Here is a 14,606-nt window from a genome sequence, read left to right on the forward strand (position 1 = left end):
TCCAGCGCTGAAGCGTCTTCAACGGGCCCGGGCGAACTGCATCATGTCAAAGGCGTAACAACAGCGATCTGATACGCCCTACGCTGCTGAAGCCGCTCATACCAGGCCTGCAGGTGCGGCAGGTCAGGACGTTCGATGGGCATCTCGAACCAGGCATAGGCGAAACAACCCAGCGGAATGTCACCCATGGCGAACGACGCGCCGGACAGATAGGGTTGGTCCGACAGTGTCCGGTCGGCAATCGCCAGCAACTTGCCGCACTCCGCTGTTGCGGCGTGCACCGCAGGCATGTCGCGCTGCCCCGGCGGGGTGCGCACCATGTTCCAGAACACCGTGCGAAACGGCGCAGCCAGGGACGAGGTAACCCAGTCCATCCACTTGTCAGCCTGGGCGCGTTGCGCCGGATCGACCTGCCACAAGGTGCCCTCACCGTACTGCGCCGCCAGATAACGAACGATGGCATTGGATTCCCACAGCACCAATTCGCCATCCTCCAGGCAAGGCACCAGCTGGTTGGGATTCTTCGCAATGTAGTCCGCCTCGCCAACCACCCCGAAGACCCCGCCGGCATCGACACGGGTGTATTCGATATTCAGCTCTTCCAGGCACCAGAGTGCTTTTTTCACGTTGGTCGAGTTAGTTCGCCCCCAAAGTTTCAGCATTCGATGTGCTCCCGTGCGTCGATATCGGATTTCAGCGCTTTCACCCTAGCGGCTGACGGCTATCGGCCGCCGGCCGGCCTTACTCACTGCGCCTTGCGATGGTCGGCTAGCAGCCGCGTTGCGCCCTGGACTTTCTGGGTATACCAGAACACCCGGCTAACGCCACGGGTGATCGCCACGTAAGCCAGGCGCAGGCTCTCGTCGGCCATCGCCTGGTCATAACTGTTACGGAAGAAACCTGAGTAGGCATACAGCGCGTTTCGCAAAGGATGGCGCTCGGCCGGCAGACAATCATCGACGATGATCGCGACCTCGGCCTGCAGGCCCTTGGCGCGATGAATGGTGTAGGTCTTGACCGGCAGCTTGCGGTCCAGCTGCGCCTCGATGGCCCGCAATGGCTCGTTGCGCCGGCTGAGTACCAGCACCGCGTTGCGGTCAGCATTCGGGCGAGCGGCAACATGTTCGCATTGGGCCTGGATCTCGCGGATCAGCTCTGGCAGCCGGCTCTTCACATCGAAGCGGGTTACCAGTTTTAAGCCATGATCGCCCTGTTGCGTCGCCTTGGCCGCCTGGCTGACCTTGGTCTGCTTGAACGTCACCCCGCTCAACACGGCCTCGCCATCGCGGATGACTGGCTCGATTGAACGGTAGTTGGTTTCCAGCATCAGCACCCTGCTCTTCTTCGATGCGCCGCGGCCAGGGAAGTATTTGTCGAAATCCATGAACAGCTCCGGCGAACTGCCGCGCCAGCCGTAGATCGACTGCCAGTCGTCGCCAATGGCCATCAAGCTGACGGCCTCGCCCAGGCTCGACAGCGCACGGTGCAGCGCCTGTAGCCACTGAACGATCTGCGGTGAGATGTCCTGAAATTCATCGATCAGCAAGTGGCTGAACGGCGTCAATGCCGCTGACGACACACTGCGGTCGGCCGCCGCAAGACGTTGGGTCAATGCTTGAAACGCACCGTTGAAGGTGGTCAATCCCTGAGATGCGAGCAGCGCCTGGAAATGCCGCCAGAACAGCACCAAGGCCTCGCTGAAGGCACGTTCCACCGACGAACCCTGCAGTCGGGCGGGTTGCATCTGGTCGATGCGAATACCGATGCTTTCGATAAACCCGGCTTGCGCGTAGAACGCCTCGAACAGCGGCGCTGGGGTGAACTCGCCGGCCAACTTGAATACGTCCAGAGGCGCCTTTGGAGCGCGCTTTTTATCGTCTGGCGATGGCAAGCGCAGTAGCTCGTGCACCAGCGTGCGAAAACGATCCTCTTCGGCATAGCAGGTCTGATAGGCCTGTTTGAGCAGTCGCTGTTGTGCCGGCCGCATGCGTGAAGCGGTCAGGGGGTTATCCAGATCTAGAGGCGAGGCACCCTTTTCGTCCAGTTGCTCGAACCAGACCGGCTTGCCCAGCACGTCCCTGGTCATTGCTGCCATGGCCGAATGGAACGTCCTCACGCACTGCCGCGCACTAGCGGGATCGAAATCGAAATTCCAGAATCCCAGCACCCGGATCAGCTGTTCGCGCAGTTGAGTGCAGGATGCATTAGTGAAGGAAATGACGGTCAGCCGTTCTGGCGCGATGCCCAAATGGCAGAGCATGAACACCACACGCAGCACCAGGGTGGTGGACTTGCCCGAGCCGGCGCCCGCGAAGATGCGCGTCACTGGGCTGTCTCCAAGGATCATTGCCCATTGCTCATCCGACGGCGCGCAGATCACGCCAGCCTCTACCGCGCGACCGACACGAAGACGCATTGCCTGAATCTGCTGCTCATCGACCGTCAACTTAGCCGGCCCATAAATGCCTTCACTGGCCGGCTTGCGAGCTTTTGCGCGGGGCTTGGCTGGGGTAGCTGCCCCCGCAGGGGACTTGGTCGTACGGCCGATCTTCGCCGCTGCAGCTGACTTTTTGCACGTACGTGGCAACGTCTGTTTGGACACGGCGTTCGGCCAGCGCCGCACTAACAGCTCCTCTTCCGACTGCAGATAAGCGGAGGTACGAGGGAAACAACGCGCCAAGGCACCCGACACCAGGAGCTTGTAGCGCTTGACGGCAGAAAACATTGAAATTAACAACCAAGGCGTCAACAGGTGGTTGATATGGTACGGGTTTTTCATCGCTGACTGATGACCGAGCGAGCAATGGTCACGTCGACCAGCAATCACTTATCCCCGACTGCATCACCGTGCCTGCGGGACGATGGCTCGACGCGCCTGTGCACGGACCAAGATACGAATGCGACCCTTGCTGCCCCCACAGGGTTTACACATAACGTTCGGACCGCGGCGGTCGACTGTTCATCAGAGGCAGGGCACCTGCCGCAGCGTCCGAGTACTAAACAAGACAGTCACTTGTAGCGGCTACACCAGCCGTCCGGCATAGGTCATTTATGTACAAAATCGGTTTCGCCTGCATGTACCGACACCCCGGCCACAGCGAGTCGCTGAAGGAGCTGGAAGCCATCGAACGCGCCTTCAATCCGCGCTCGACCACGCTGCGCTGGCTCAACAGCGTGTCGCAGGACGCGGCGCGCGAGAAGCTGAACGGCATCATCGAACACAACCTGGCCGCGCAGTTACGCTTGCTCGAATACGTCGAGACCTTGCCACCACCACTGCGCATGTTGCGCCTGAGCAGCGACTTGCTGCCGTTCTACAGCCATCCGGAAGCAGCCGACTTCTACCGTCAGGCCGAGGTGCAAGCGGCGACGGAGAAAGGCTTTGCCCTGATTGGCGAGCGCGCACGAGCAGCCGGCATCAGGCTTTCGCTGCACCCGGGTCAATATTGCGTGCTCGGCTCGGACAAGCCTCAGGTCGTCGAGAACAGCCTGGCCGAGTTCGAATATCACGCCGACATGATCCGCATGATGGGCTTCGGTCGGCAGTTCCAGGACTTCAAATGCAACGTGCACATAGCCGGTCGCCTGGGCGGCGAAGGCATCCGCACGATCTGGCCGCGACTCTCTACCGAGGCGCGTAATTGCATCACCTTCGAGAACGAGGAAAAGACCTACGGCGTCGACGACTGCCTCCAGCTTGCCGACCTTGCGCCGGTGGTGCTGGACATCCACCACTGCTGGATCAATGAAGACCGGTATATCGACCCACAGGACCCGCGTGTGGCGCGCATCATCGACAGCTGGCACGGTGTACGGCCGACCATGCATTACTCGCAGCCGCCGGAAAGCCTGATGGAGCTGGGATTCAACGCCGATGACAAGCTGGAAATACCGGCGCTGCTGGAAAAGGTCAGCAAACGTGACCTCTACAGTCACAGCAAACGCATGTGGAATCGGTGGACCAACCTTTATGCGCGTGAATTCCTCGACCGGTTCGACATGATGTTCGAGGCCAAGGACAAGAACCTCGCCACGCTGGACTACTACCGTGATTATCTTGAAACGGACAAATTCGAGTAGTCGCCACCGCGGAGCCAAAGCGCTTTTTTCAGCTCTTAAAGACGCAGCGGCTCAAGCGCCCCATTTGAACCATACCCAAACGCCAAACAACACAAGCCCGGCAATACCTATGGGTTTGGCATGTCGATTCCAGATATCCAGGGCCGCCTTGCCCGCCACCGCTATCAACAGCGCAAGGCCGAAATAACGAGCCCCTCGGGCGAGACAGGCAGCGGCGAGAAAGAGAACGATGGGATAGGCGCTGGCGCCCGCTACGAGCATGGCGATCTGAAACGGTATAGGGACAATCCCGATGGCCAGGATTGCCATGAAACCGTCTTCCTGGAACTGCTTGTCGAATTCCTCATACGCAGCCTCACCGCCAAAGAGCCCGACCAGCGTGTCGCCCCATTGATCCATCGCGAACATACCGAGGTAGTAACCCAGTGTGGCTGCGGTCAGGTTCCCTGCCAGCGCGACCGTCGCGATTCGCCATTTACGGTCCGCGTGGCAAAGCATCCAAGGGATGAGGATGACCTCGATCGGGATGGGGATCAGCAAGGTTTCCATCATGGAGGCTAGGAATAGCAGCGTCATCGCGTGACGTGACTTGTCGAGGCGATCAAGCCAGGCGCGTGCGGAGGTGAGGCGGGGTTGAGGCATGCAGACGGACTCAGAAGCGGAAAGGCAGGGCTAGGGCGCTCTGTTATGGGCACTTATGGGAGTAGCTGGAGGGATGGCACGTTCCCTTGCGCCAGTGGCGTGATCGTTACCATTGATGACATCAGTGGGCGATGAGATGGCGTCTTGGCTGCGCACGATGAACTGGAAACAGTGGCTAAGCGGCAGGAGGAAAGGCAACGGGTAACCAGAAGGGATGTTTATCCTGCGCAAACCGCACGGGTCGGCGCAGGATGGCAGGTGGTCAGGAATTCCTTAGTTGAATGTCATGCTCCCGACGTCTGGCCAACATGTCTGCGGCAACGAGCGCCAGTAACGGCAGCACGCCGACCTTGAGGCCCAGCTCCCATGATCCAAGGAACCCAATCAGTACCGCTCCTACAACAACGATGGCAGCAACGCAGTGTGCGCAAAAGCGCCATAACTCGAGTGCAACGACCTGAGCATTCTGGTTGTTGGTCATAGTTAGCCCCTCTTTCTTGTTGTAATAAGCTTTGTACAATTTCAGCGTAGTCAGCATAACGGCTCGTGCAAACACAATTTTGTTTCAAGAATGTGTCTATCTCGCAGGTTCCAGCCGCTTAACCCCCTCCCAACGACAGTATTCACGAGGCCTCCGGCACACGGAATGGCTAAACAACTGGGCCGCGAATCGTATTGACGCCTTTTGATTGCTCGACGAGCGGTCTCTATTCTTCCGGACCTCTCTAATAGCCGTGACCTAGACGGGAACAATCTCATCTAGTGCGCGCTGCAAGATGTTCAGGGTCCGATCGATATTTTTCAGTTTCTCCAGACCAAACAGCCCCATACGGAAAGTCTGGAAATCCGCTGGTTCGTCGCACTGTAGGGGCACACCCGCGGCAATTTGCAGCCCCTGCGCCGCAAACTTGCTGCCGTTCTTGATGCCTGCATCATCGGTGTAGCAGACCACTACGCCGGGCGCTTCGAATCCTTCGGCAGCCACACTCTTGAAGCCTTGTTGAGTCAGCAACGATCGAACTCGCTGACCGAGTTCCAGTTGCTGTGCACGAACGGTTTCGAAGCCGTAATCCCGTGTCTCCAACATGACGTCGCGAAATCGCGCCAATCCGTCGCTTGGCATGGTCGCGTGATAGGCATGACCGCCCTGCTCGTAGGCCTGCATGATCTGCAGCCACTTCTTGAGGTCGCAAGCGAAACTGCTGCTCTGTGTCGCCTCGACGCGTGCCTGGGCAGCCTCGCTGAGCATCACCAGCGCGCAGCAGGGTGACGCGCTCCAGCCTTTTTGTGGCGCACTGATCAGCACATCCACACCGCTTGCCTGCATATCCACCCAAAGCGCACCTGAGGCGATGCAGTCCAGAACAAACAGCCCCCCCACCGCGTGTACCGCATCGCTGACGGCGCGCAGGTAGTCGTCGGGGAGGATGATCCCGGACGATGTTTCCACGTGCGGAGCGAACACGAGATCCGGCTTATTGGCGGCGATGCTGGCGACGACTTCTTCTATTGGCGGGGGCATGAAAGCAGCTTGCGCCGCCTGATCTACCGGTCGGGCTTTCAGCACCGTGGACTGCGCCGGAATGCTGCCCATATCAAATATTTGCGTCCATCGATAGCTGAACCAGCCGTTTCGGATGACCAGGCAGTTGCGGTCATGCGCAAGCTGGCGCGCAACTGCTTCCATTCCGAAAGTGCCACTGCCGGGCACCACAACAACCGAGTGGGCGTTGTAGACAGATTTCAGTGTGGTGGATATGTCGTTCATGACGCCCTGGAACGACTTGGACATGTGGTTTAGCGATCGGTCCGTGTAGACAACTGAATATTCGATCAGTCCATCGGGGTCGACGCGGGGATATAGCTCCGACATGAGTTCACTCCGTAGATAGAAGCCTGGCTTCGACCCTGCCCGAAGCATCAGCGCTTTACAAGCACAACCAAAACCCTTCCTCAACGTAGCCACAAACTCGCGAACTGCGTGAGCGCAAGCCTCGCTTCGGGTGGCTTATCCGTGTACCGATTCGCCATGAACTTCACCCGCTTGCAAATAGTTCAAAAATAATGATGCCGTTTATCGGATTATCTCTGCCGCCTGAAGCGAGACGGCGTTAACGGTGAATTCAAAAAAATGACGCCACTATTACTGCCGCCTTTATAGCTAGCGGCTTCCAGCCCTTCTCGAAATCCGGTGAGCATGGCATTTGAACATCAAATTGATATCAAGCTTATAAGCTGACTGTTTTTTGACGACTTATACAAGGCGCTTAATGTTTTAGCGATATATGAAATAAATTATAACTATCCAAGCGGAACGGGCGGCCACGGGTGCCCATTTCGCTTACCCATTGGTTCGTTCTGTTTGTGGTATCCCGCCTGCCTTTGCAGCGCCGCTTATTGATCAACCTCCCCCTGTCGCTTCATCGAAACCTGCGTTTCGATGTTCATGATCACGGTGAGCCGATGTTTACCTCGTTTGTTTCTAAGGCCTGCAAAGGGCCCATGTCCGCAATTGCCCTGTCCGCGCTTTTTGCTATGGTCCCTGTAAGCGGTCTCTACGCCGCTACCACCCCGACTACGGGCGTCTCGACCGTCTCCTACTCGGCGCTGATTAATAAATTCACCAACAGCTACTGGCTGAACGGCTCCTGGCGCGCTTCGGCAGGCGTATCGGTTGCCGCGACCCAGCAGAATATGGCCGCGTTCAAAGTCGGCACCGCGGTGCGAACGGCAGATGGACAGATTCGAACTGTCACCGCGCTCAAACCCGCCAGCGGGGCGCTGACGGTGTTCATGAACGGTCCGGTGCTCAACGGCAATCTGGTCGGTTACCCCAACAGGCTTCGCATAAGCGCCGTGGCTAGTACCTTGCCGCTGCCATCCGAAGCGAGCCCTGCGCCGGTTTCCGCCCCGAACCATGCCGCGCTGATCAACAAATTCAACAACAGCTACTGGCTGAACGGCTCCTGGCGCGCCTCGGCGGGCGTCTCAGTCGCTGCGACGGCACAGAACAAGGCCGCCTTCATAGTTGGCGCATCGGTACGCACGGCCGACGGCCAAGTGCGCACCATCACCTCGGTGAAGCCCGCCAGCGGCGCGCTGTCTGTGTTCATGGATGGCCCTGCGCTTGACGGCAATCGTGTTGGGTACCCAAACAAACTGAGGCTGGCCGCAGGGCCGGCTCTTCTGCCCGCCGGATCTTCGCCGATAGGCAATGTCACGCTGCCAACAATCAAGCCTGTTCAACTGGTCGGTGTAGCCCTGTCCGGCGCCGCCTTCGGTCCTTCTGTTTTGCCGGGCAAGCACGGTACCAATTACATCTATCCGGCCGAGTCCTATTACAAGAAGTACGCCGAACAAGGCCTGAAACTGGTCCGGTTGCCATTCCTATGGGAGCGCATCCAACCCCGGCTGGACACTGAACTCGACACTGCGCAACTGACATTGCTTACCCAGTCACTCGACTTTGCCCACAAGCACGGCGTCAAGGTTGTGCTGGACATGCATAACTACTATCGCTACTACCGCCAACCGATCGGATCCGAAACTGTATCGATCCAGTCGTTCGCCAATACCTGGAAGCGTATCGCGCAGAAAATCGGCAATCATCCGGCACTGAGTGGTTACGGACTGATGAATGAGCCAAACACCAAGGGACTTTGGCCCCAAGCGGCGCTGGCCGCCGCGAAGGAAATCCGCAAAATCGACCGCACACATTGGATCTACGTGGCTGGCGACCGCTTCTCAAGCGCCTGGCATTGGCCACAATCCAACACCCAGCTGATCGCGGATCCCTGGATGCGCGATCCGAACAACAACCTGATCTTCGAAGCTCACATGTACCTGGACCGGGACACCTCGGGCATGTACGCCGACAAGACCGAAACCTTTGCCCCGGAGCTCGGCATCAATCGCGCCAAGCCTTTCGTGGACTGGCTGCGGAGCAACAACCTGCGCGGTTTCATCGGCGAGATGGGCGTGCCCAACTACGCCCCCGATGCGATCGTCGCGATGGATAACCTGCTCGGCTATCTACGCGAGAACTGCGTTCCAATGACCTACTGGGCCGGCGGCCCCTGGTGGGGCAACTACATTCTTGCCCTGGACGTAGCAGGAGGCGCGGAGCAGCCCCAGTTGGCGGTGTTGAGAAAGCATGCCGCGACCCCGAACAGCTGCGCAGCCATTGGCGAGCCGCTGTAACAGCAAGAGATAACCGTTCCAGCGAAGGCCTGACACGTTTTGCGTGTCAGGCTTTTTTGTGGGCTCCTTTTACTCAGCGCTTCCTTAACGCTGCCACCCTCTCCCCGTTCGCTCCAGCACATAACAAGCGGAACCAATGAAGGCATCAACGGGACGAATCCCTAATGCCTGCTTTCAGGTACCCAAAAGGCCGATATCACATCGCGCCGAACTCCATGGAGAGTCGATCATGACGGAAGGGATCTTGTTGGCAGCGACTGGCCTGCTGGTCGTGCTAACGCTTCTACCGCTATGGAAGAACCCAGTCTGGTGGGTACGCGGGCTGGATTTTCCTCGCCTGCAACTGTGCGTACTCGCCTTTGCATTGCTACTGGCCCAGGCATTATTGCTGTCCTATTCAGAACCGCTGCAGGTTCTGATCAGCGCCCTGGCGATTTTCTGCCTCGCCTATCAGGCCTGGTGGATCATTCCCTACACCCGTTTGTGGCGCTCCGAGGTCAAAACCGCCGTCCCAGGCCGCGACAAGCCTCGCATACGCGTCATGGCGGCCAACGTCCTGACGCCTAACCGCCAGACGGACAAGCTCAAGGCGCTTGTCCGTGAGTATCGCCCCGACATTCTGGTGACGCTCGAAACAGACCAATGGTGGGAGGATCAGCTCGAGGAACTGAGCGACGATTACCCCTACTCCTGCCGGTGCCCGCTGGACAACCTTTACGGTATGCATGTCTGGTCCCGGTTGCCGCTGGAAAACGCGGAGACCCGTTTCCTGGTCGAAGACGATGTGCCGTCTATGCACGCCAAGGTTCATCTGAATGATCAGTTGGCGATTCGCATGCACTTCCTGCACCCCGCCCCGCCTAGCCCCACGGAAAACGACGAATCAACCGAGCGCGACGTCGAACTGCTGGTAGTGGCTGAGAGCGTTCGGGACGATTTGGAAGACATCCCGGTCATCGTCACCGGCGATCTCAACGATGTAGCCTGGTCACCCAACACACGTCTGTTTCGCAAGATCAGCGGCTTGCTGGACCCCCGGGTCGGGCGCGGCATGGTCAACAGTTTTCATGCCCAGCACTGGTTTCTACGCTGGCCGCTGGACCACCTGTTTCATAGCCACCATTTCCAACTGGTACGCATCCAACGCCTGCCGGCGTTCGGCTCTGACCATTTCCCCGTGCTGGTCGAACTGCAATACGACCCAGCGCCTGATCAGCAAAGCCTGCAAGGCGACGAGGACGATGAACTTGAAGCGGAGGACAAAATACGCGAGGAAGGAGTCAGCGTGACCGACGTGCCTGAGCCTGAAAAGCGTTGAACTGAACAGGTTACTCGGGCGTGGATAGGGCACCGAGTACCGGACAGGCGAGCAGCGACCCGGCGAGAATTGGCGCTCAGTGGCGTGCATTCACATCCCGTTGAACCGGCTGAATTGGGCTCCTTCACGCTTGCTCATAGGAGTTGCGATGCTTGCGCGTCGCTGGCCACTGCTCGCCCTCGAGAAGCCCAGTTGCATGCGGTTGAGCCAGCGCGCAGATGACCACGCACTCCGGCAACGGCCTGCACCGTTCTCCGGAGGACGGTCTAACGCACTGCAAGGGTCTACGCTGAGGAGGAGAGACACGGATGCCGACCACGTTCGCATTCGGCTATCGGTCGACATGACAGACTGCATTGACCGTGCCGCCGCTCAGGTATCCAGCCTCACCTCACCCCGGAGGACAGCCACATGGTCACCAGCACGCTCGGTGTCGAGCTCGACGAGGCAATGCGCAATCGGCTCGAGGAGGCAGCCAACCGGCTTGAGCGTCCTCCGCAGTGGGTGATCGAGCAAGCGCTGCTGCGCTACCTTGAACAGGTCGAGAGCGACACTCAACCACACGACACCGAGCCGCCGCCGCAGGCCAGCCCGGACCAGACGGCTGAAGTCACCCCTGGCAGTCAGCCATTTCTCGAGTTTGCGGAAAGCATCCTGCCGCAGTCGGTGCTCCGCGCGGCCATTACTGCAGCCTATCGCCGCCCTGAACCAGAGGCATTGCCGATGTTGTTGGAGCAGGCGCGGCTGTCACCGGAAAAGGCCGAAGCGACCCACCGTCTCGCGCTGCGCATCGCCGAGAAACTGCGTAATCAGAAAAGTGCCGGCGGACGTCAGGGCCTGGTTCAAGGGCTGCTTCAGGAATTCTCGTTGTCATCCCAGGAAGGCGTCGCCCTGATGTGCCTGGCCGAAGCGCTGCTCAGGGTGCCGGACAAAGGCACACGTGATGCATTGATCCGCGACAAGATCAGCACCGGCAACTGGCAACCGCACCTGGGCAACAGCCAGTCGGTCTTCGTCAACGCCGCCACCTGGGGCTTGATGCTCACCGGCCGGCTGGTGGCCACGCACAATGAAACCAGCCTTTCTTCATCATTGAATCGCCTGATCGGCAAAGGTGGCGAGCCGCTCATCCGCAAGGGCGTGGATATGGCGATGCGGCTGATGGGCGAGCAGTTCGTTACCGGCGAAACCATCAACGAGGCGCTGGCCAATGCCCAAACCATGGAGGCAAGAGGCTTCCGCTACTCCTACGACATGCTTGGCGAAGCGGCACTGACCGCCGCAGACGCTCGCCGTTATCTGGCCTCGTACGAACAGGCGATTCACTCCATCGGCATGGCTTCGCGCGGTCGGGGGATCTACGAAGGGCCCGGCATCTCGATCAAACTGTCGGCGCTGCACCCGCGTTACAGCCGTGCGCAGTACGATCGGGTGATGGCCGAGCTCTATCCGGTCCTGGTGTCGCTGACTGAACTGGCACGGCGCTACGACATTGGCATCAACATTGATGCCGAGGAAGCGGACCGTCTCGAGCTGTCGCTGGAACTGCTCGAACGGCTCTGCTTCGAGCCGTCACTGGCCGACTGGAATGGCATCGGCTTTGTCATTCAGGCTTACCAGAAGCGCTGCCCCTATGTAGTGGATTTCCTGATCGACCTGGCCAAGCGCAGCCACCATCGCTTGATGATCCGCCTGGTCAAGGGCGCTTACTGGGACAGCGAGATCAAACTGGCGCAACTTAACGGACTGGAGGGCTACCCGGTCTATACGCGCAAGGCTTATACCGACGTGTCGTTCATTGCCTGTGCACGCAAACTGCTCGCTGCGCCCGAGGCGATCTATCCGCAGTTTGCCACGCACAATGCGCACACGCTGGCTGCGGTCTACCACCTGGCCGGCCAGAACTATTACCCCGGCCAATATGAATTTCAGTGCCTGCACGGCATGGGCGAGCCGCTGTACGAACAGGTAGTTGGCAAGGGTGAAGACCGTCTAAACCGGCCTTGCCGGATCTACGCACCGGTTGGCAGCCATGAAACCCTACTGGCCTATCTGGTGCGTCGCCTGCTGGAAAACGGCGCCAATACTTCCTTCGTCAACCGCATTGCGGACAAAAGCATCTCGTTGGACGAACTGGTGGCCGACCCGGTAACGACGGTCGAGCAGTTGTTCTCCTCGGAAGGCACCCTCGGCCTGCCGCATCCACGGATTCCGTTGCCGCACAATCTCTATGGCGAAGGCCGTCTCAACGCCTGCGGTATCGACCTGTCCAACGAGCAAAGGCTGGCCTCGCTTTCGTCCGCCTTGCTTGCCGGTGCACGCGTGCGCCTCACCGCCAGCCCACTGCTCGGCTGCGACACCGTTTCGACGACCTCTGCTGCCCCCTTGCTCAATCCTGCTGACCACCGAGACATCGTCGGTCACGTGCAAGAAGCGAGCGAAACGGACGTCGATAATGCCCTGCGCTGTGCTCTCGACAGTGCGAGTGCCTGGCGAACCACACCACCGGCAGAGCGCGCCGCGGCATTGGAAAAAGCTGCGGAATTGATGGAACAGCGCATGCAGCAGCTGCTAGGTGTGCTCATCCGTGAGGCTGGCAAGTCATACGCCAATGCGATAGCGGAGGTGCGCGAAGCCGTCGATTTCCTGCGCTTCTACGGCGCCGAGGTGCGTGACAACTTCCACAACGACACTCATCTCCCGCTCGGCCCGGTGGTCTGCATCAGCCCTTGGAACTTCCCATTGGCAATCTTTACCGGCCAGGTCTGCGCCGCGCTGGGCGCCGGCAATACGGTACTGGCCAAGCCTGCGGAGCAGACACCCTTGATTGCCATGCTGGGCGTGCAGATCCTGCATGAAGCAGGCGTGCCTAAAAGCGCGCTGCAGCTACTGCCGGGACGCGGCGAAACCGTCGGTGCCCAGCTGATCGCCGACGAGCGCATCCGCGGCGTGATGTTCACCGGCTCCACCGCGGTCGCTTCGATCCTGCAGCGCAGCATCGCCGGTCGCCTGGATGAGCGCGGCCGTAGCATTCCCTTGATTGCTGAAACCGGTGGCCAGAATGCGATGATCGTTGATTCGTCAGCATTGGCCGAGCAGGTGGTCATGGACGTGATGGCCTCGGCTTTCGACAGTGCCGGTCAACGCTGCTCAGCCCTGCGGGTGTTTTGCATACAGGAGGATGTCGCCGAAAGAGTTATCGGCATGCTCAAGGGTGCCATGGGCGAAGCGCGTATGGGGAACCCGCAGCGCTTGTCAGTGGATGTCGGCCCGGTAATCGACGCCGAGGCGCGCGACAACATCGAGCGGCACCTGCAAGCCATGCGCGACAAGGGTCGCCGCGTGCATCAGCTGGCCCGTGCCGATGAAAAAGTCTGTGCTCATGGCACTTATGTAACACCTACGCTGATCGAACTCGAACGCCTTGATGAGCTGCAGCAGGAAGTCTTCGGCCCGGTACTGCATGTGTTGCGCTACCGCCGCACCGAGCTTGATCAATTACTGAACCAGATCAACGCGGCGGGCTATGGACTGACGCTAGGGGTGCATACGCGCATCGACGAAACCATCGCCAGGGTCATCGACCGGGCCAAGGTGGGCAATCTGTACGTCAATCGCAACATCGTCGGCGCGGTCGTCGGGGTGCAGCCGTTCGGCGGCGAAGGGCTTTCCGGTACCGGCCCCAAGGCTGGCGGCCCACTGTATCTATATCGTCTGCTGTCAGAGCGACCGGACGACGCACTGTTGCGCGCACTCGACTTCGGCGGTTCTCCTGCGCAGCCCGAAGTGCGTCGTTCCCCCGCCCAGGTCGACGCCGCCAGGCAGTTCCAGGACTGGGCCCGGCGAAACGGCCGGGAATCAATTGCCGCGTTGTGCGACCGTTACGCCAGTCAATCTCAGAGCGGCACCACTCGCCTGCTTAACGGCCCCACCGGTGAACGTAACAGCTACAGCCTGCTACCACGGGAACATGTCCTGTGTCTGGCGGATGACGAAGGCGACCTGTTGACCCAGCTGGCTGCGGTATTGGCCGTAGGCAGCGAGGCGGTAATGGCGGATCTACCGTCGGTACAAGCGCTGCACGGCACGCTCCCGCAGGCAGTTCAAGCCAGGATCACGCTGACACCGGATTGGACCAGCGACGCGACGCGTTTCGATGCCGTGCTGTACCACGGCGACACCGACCAGCTGCTTGAGGTCAGCCAGCGGCTGTCGCAGCGCAGCGGTCCGATTATCGGCGTGCAGGGAATGATGAGCGGCGACACCGACATTCCGCTTGAGCGGCTCTTGATCGAGCGGGCGTTGAGCATCAATACCGCTGCGGCGGGCGGCAATGCCAGCCTGATGACCATCGGCTGACTGGCGT

Annotated in this window: 9 protein-coding genes; 4 read left to right on the top strand and 5 right to left on the bottom strand. The window is 59.7% G+C overall.

Annotated elements, in window-relative coordinates:
- Positions 1–41: 41 nt before the first annotated feature.
- Positions 42–662, bottom strand: a complete 621-nt coding sequence (locus ACSSNI_RS15030; protein ID WP_200639661.1) for a glutathione S-transferase — start codon at positions 660–662, stop codon at positions 42–44.
- 83 nt (positions 663–745) lie between these two features.
- Entirely contained in the window at positions 746–2,725 is a 1,980-nt protein-coding gene (locus ACSSNI_RS15035) for a DEAD/DEAH box helicase (protein WP_200639660.1), read from the bottom strand.
- 326 nt (positions 2,726–3,051) lie between these two features.
- Here ACSSNI_RS15035 and uvsE point away from each other — a divergent pair, with 326 nt between their 5' ends.
- Complete coding sequence (gene uvsE, locus ACSSNI_RS15040) at positions 3,052–4,080, top strand: UV DNA damage repair endonuclease UvsE (protein WP_200639657.1); 1,029 nt, start codon at positions 3,052–3,054, stop codon at positions 4,078–4,080.
- A gap of 51 nt (positions 4,081–4,131) precedes the next feature.
- Here the strand turns inward: uvsE and ACSSNI_RS15045 are convergent, their stop codons facing one another.
- From ACSSNI_RS15045 to ACSSNI_RS15055, 3 genes are all read right to left on the bottom strand, one after another.
- Positions 4,132–4,722: a YqaA family protein gene (locus ACSSNI_RS15045; protein ID WP_148924342.1), complete on the bottom strand. Its 591-nt coding sequence runs from the start codon at positions 4,720–4,722 to the stop codon at positions 4,132–4,134.
- 262 nt (positions 4,723–4,984) lie between these two features.
- Complete coding sequence (locus ACSSNI_RS15050; RefSeq protein ID WP_234484575.1) at positions 4,985–5,260, bottom strand: hypothetical protein; 276 nt, start codon at positions 5,258–5,260, stop codon at positions 4,985–4,987.
- A gap of 201 nt (positions 5,261–5,461) precedes the next feature.
- Positions 5,462–6,595 (bottom strand): aminotransferase class V-fold PLP-dependent enzyme, encoded by a 1,134-nt coding sequence (locus ACSSNI_RS15055; protein WP_200639655.1) that lies wholly within the window; start codon positions 6,593–6,595, stop codon positions 5,462–5,464.
- A 629-nt stretch (positions 6,596–7,224) separates the two neighbouring features.
- Here ACSSNI_RS15055 and ACSSNI_RS15060 point away from each other — a divergent pair.
- The 3 genes from ACSSNI_RS15060 (at position 7,225) to putA (ending at position 14,599) form a co-directional block, all read left to right on the top strand.
- Positions 7,225–8,922, top strand: a complete 1,698-nt coding sequence (locus tag ACSSNI_RS15060) for a glycoside hydrolase family 5 protein (RefSeq protein ID WP_200639653.1) — start codon at positions 7,225–7,227, stop codon at positions 8,920–8,922.
- Between the two features lie 229 nt (positions 8,923–9,151).
- Positions 9,152–10,240, top strand: coding sequence for an endonuclease/exonuclease/phosphatase family protein (locus ACSSNI_RS15065; RefSeq protein WP_200639651.1), 1,089 nt, complete (start codon positions 9,152–9,154; stop codon positions 10,238–10,240).
- 411 nt (positions 10,241–10,651) lie between these two features.
- Positions 10,652–14,599, top strand: coding sequence for a trifunctional transcriptional regulator/proline dehydrogenase/L-glutamate gamma-semialdehyde dehydrogenase (gene putA, locus ACSSNI_RS15070; RefSeq protein WP_200639642.1), 3,948 nt, complete (start codon positions 10,652–10,654; stop codon positions 14,597–14,599).
- Positions 14,600–14,606: the final 7 nt, after the last annotated feature.

This window comes from Stutzerimonas tianxiuensis (assembly GCF_053470365.1).

Excerpts from the sequence above, each read along its gene's own strand:
- ACSSNI_RS15045 (WP_148924342.1), bottom strand. The coding sequence starts at position 4,722 with ATGCCTCAACCCCGCCTCACCTCCGCACGCGCCTGGCTTGATCGCCTC.
- putA (WP_200639642.1), top strand. The coding sequence starts at position 10,652 with ATGGTCACCAGCACGCTCGGTGTCGAGCTCGACGAGGCAATGCGCAAT.
- ACSSNI_RS15030 (WP_200639661.1), bottom strand. The coding sequence starts at position 662 with ATGCTGAAACTTTGGGGGCGAACTAACTCGACCAACGTGAAAAAAGCA.
- ACSSNI_RS15035 (WP_200639660.1), bottom strand. The coding sequence starts at position 2,725 with ATGTTTTCTGCCGTCAAGCGCTACAAGCTCCTGGTGTCGGGTGCCTTG.
- ACSSNI_RS15065 (WP_200639651.1), top strand. The coding sequence starts at position 9,152 with ATGACGGAAGGGATCTTGTTGGCAGCGACTGGCCTGCTGGTCGTGCTA.
- ACSSNI_RS15060 (WP_200639653.1), top strand. The coding sequence starts at position 7,225 with ATGTCCGCAATTGCCCTGTCCGCGCTTTTTGCTATGGTCCCTGTAAGC.
- uvsE (WP_200639657.1), top strand. The coding sequence starts at position 3,052 with ATGTACAAAATCGGTTTCGCCTGCATGTACCGACACCCCGGCCACAGC.
- ACSSNI_RS15055 (WP_200639655.1), bottom strand. The coding sequence starts at position 6,595 with ATGTCGGAGCTATATCCCCGCGTCGACCCCGATGGACTGATCGAATAT.
- ACSSNI_RS15050 (WP_234484575.1), bottom strand. The coding sequence starts at position 5,260 with ATGCTGACTACGCTGAAATTGTACAAAGCTTATTACAACAAGAAAGAG.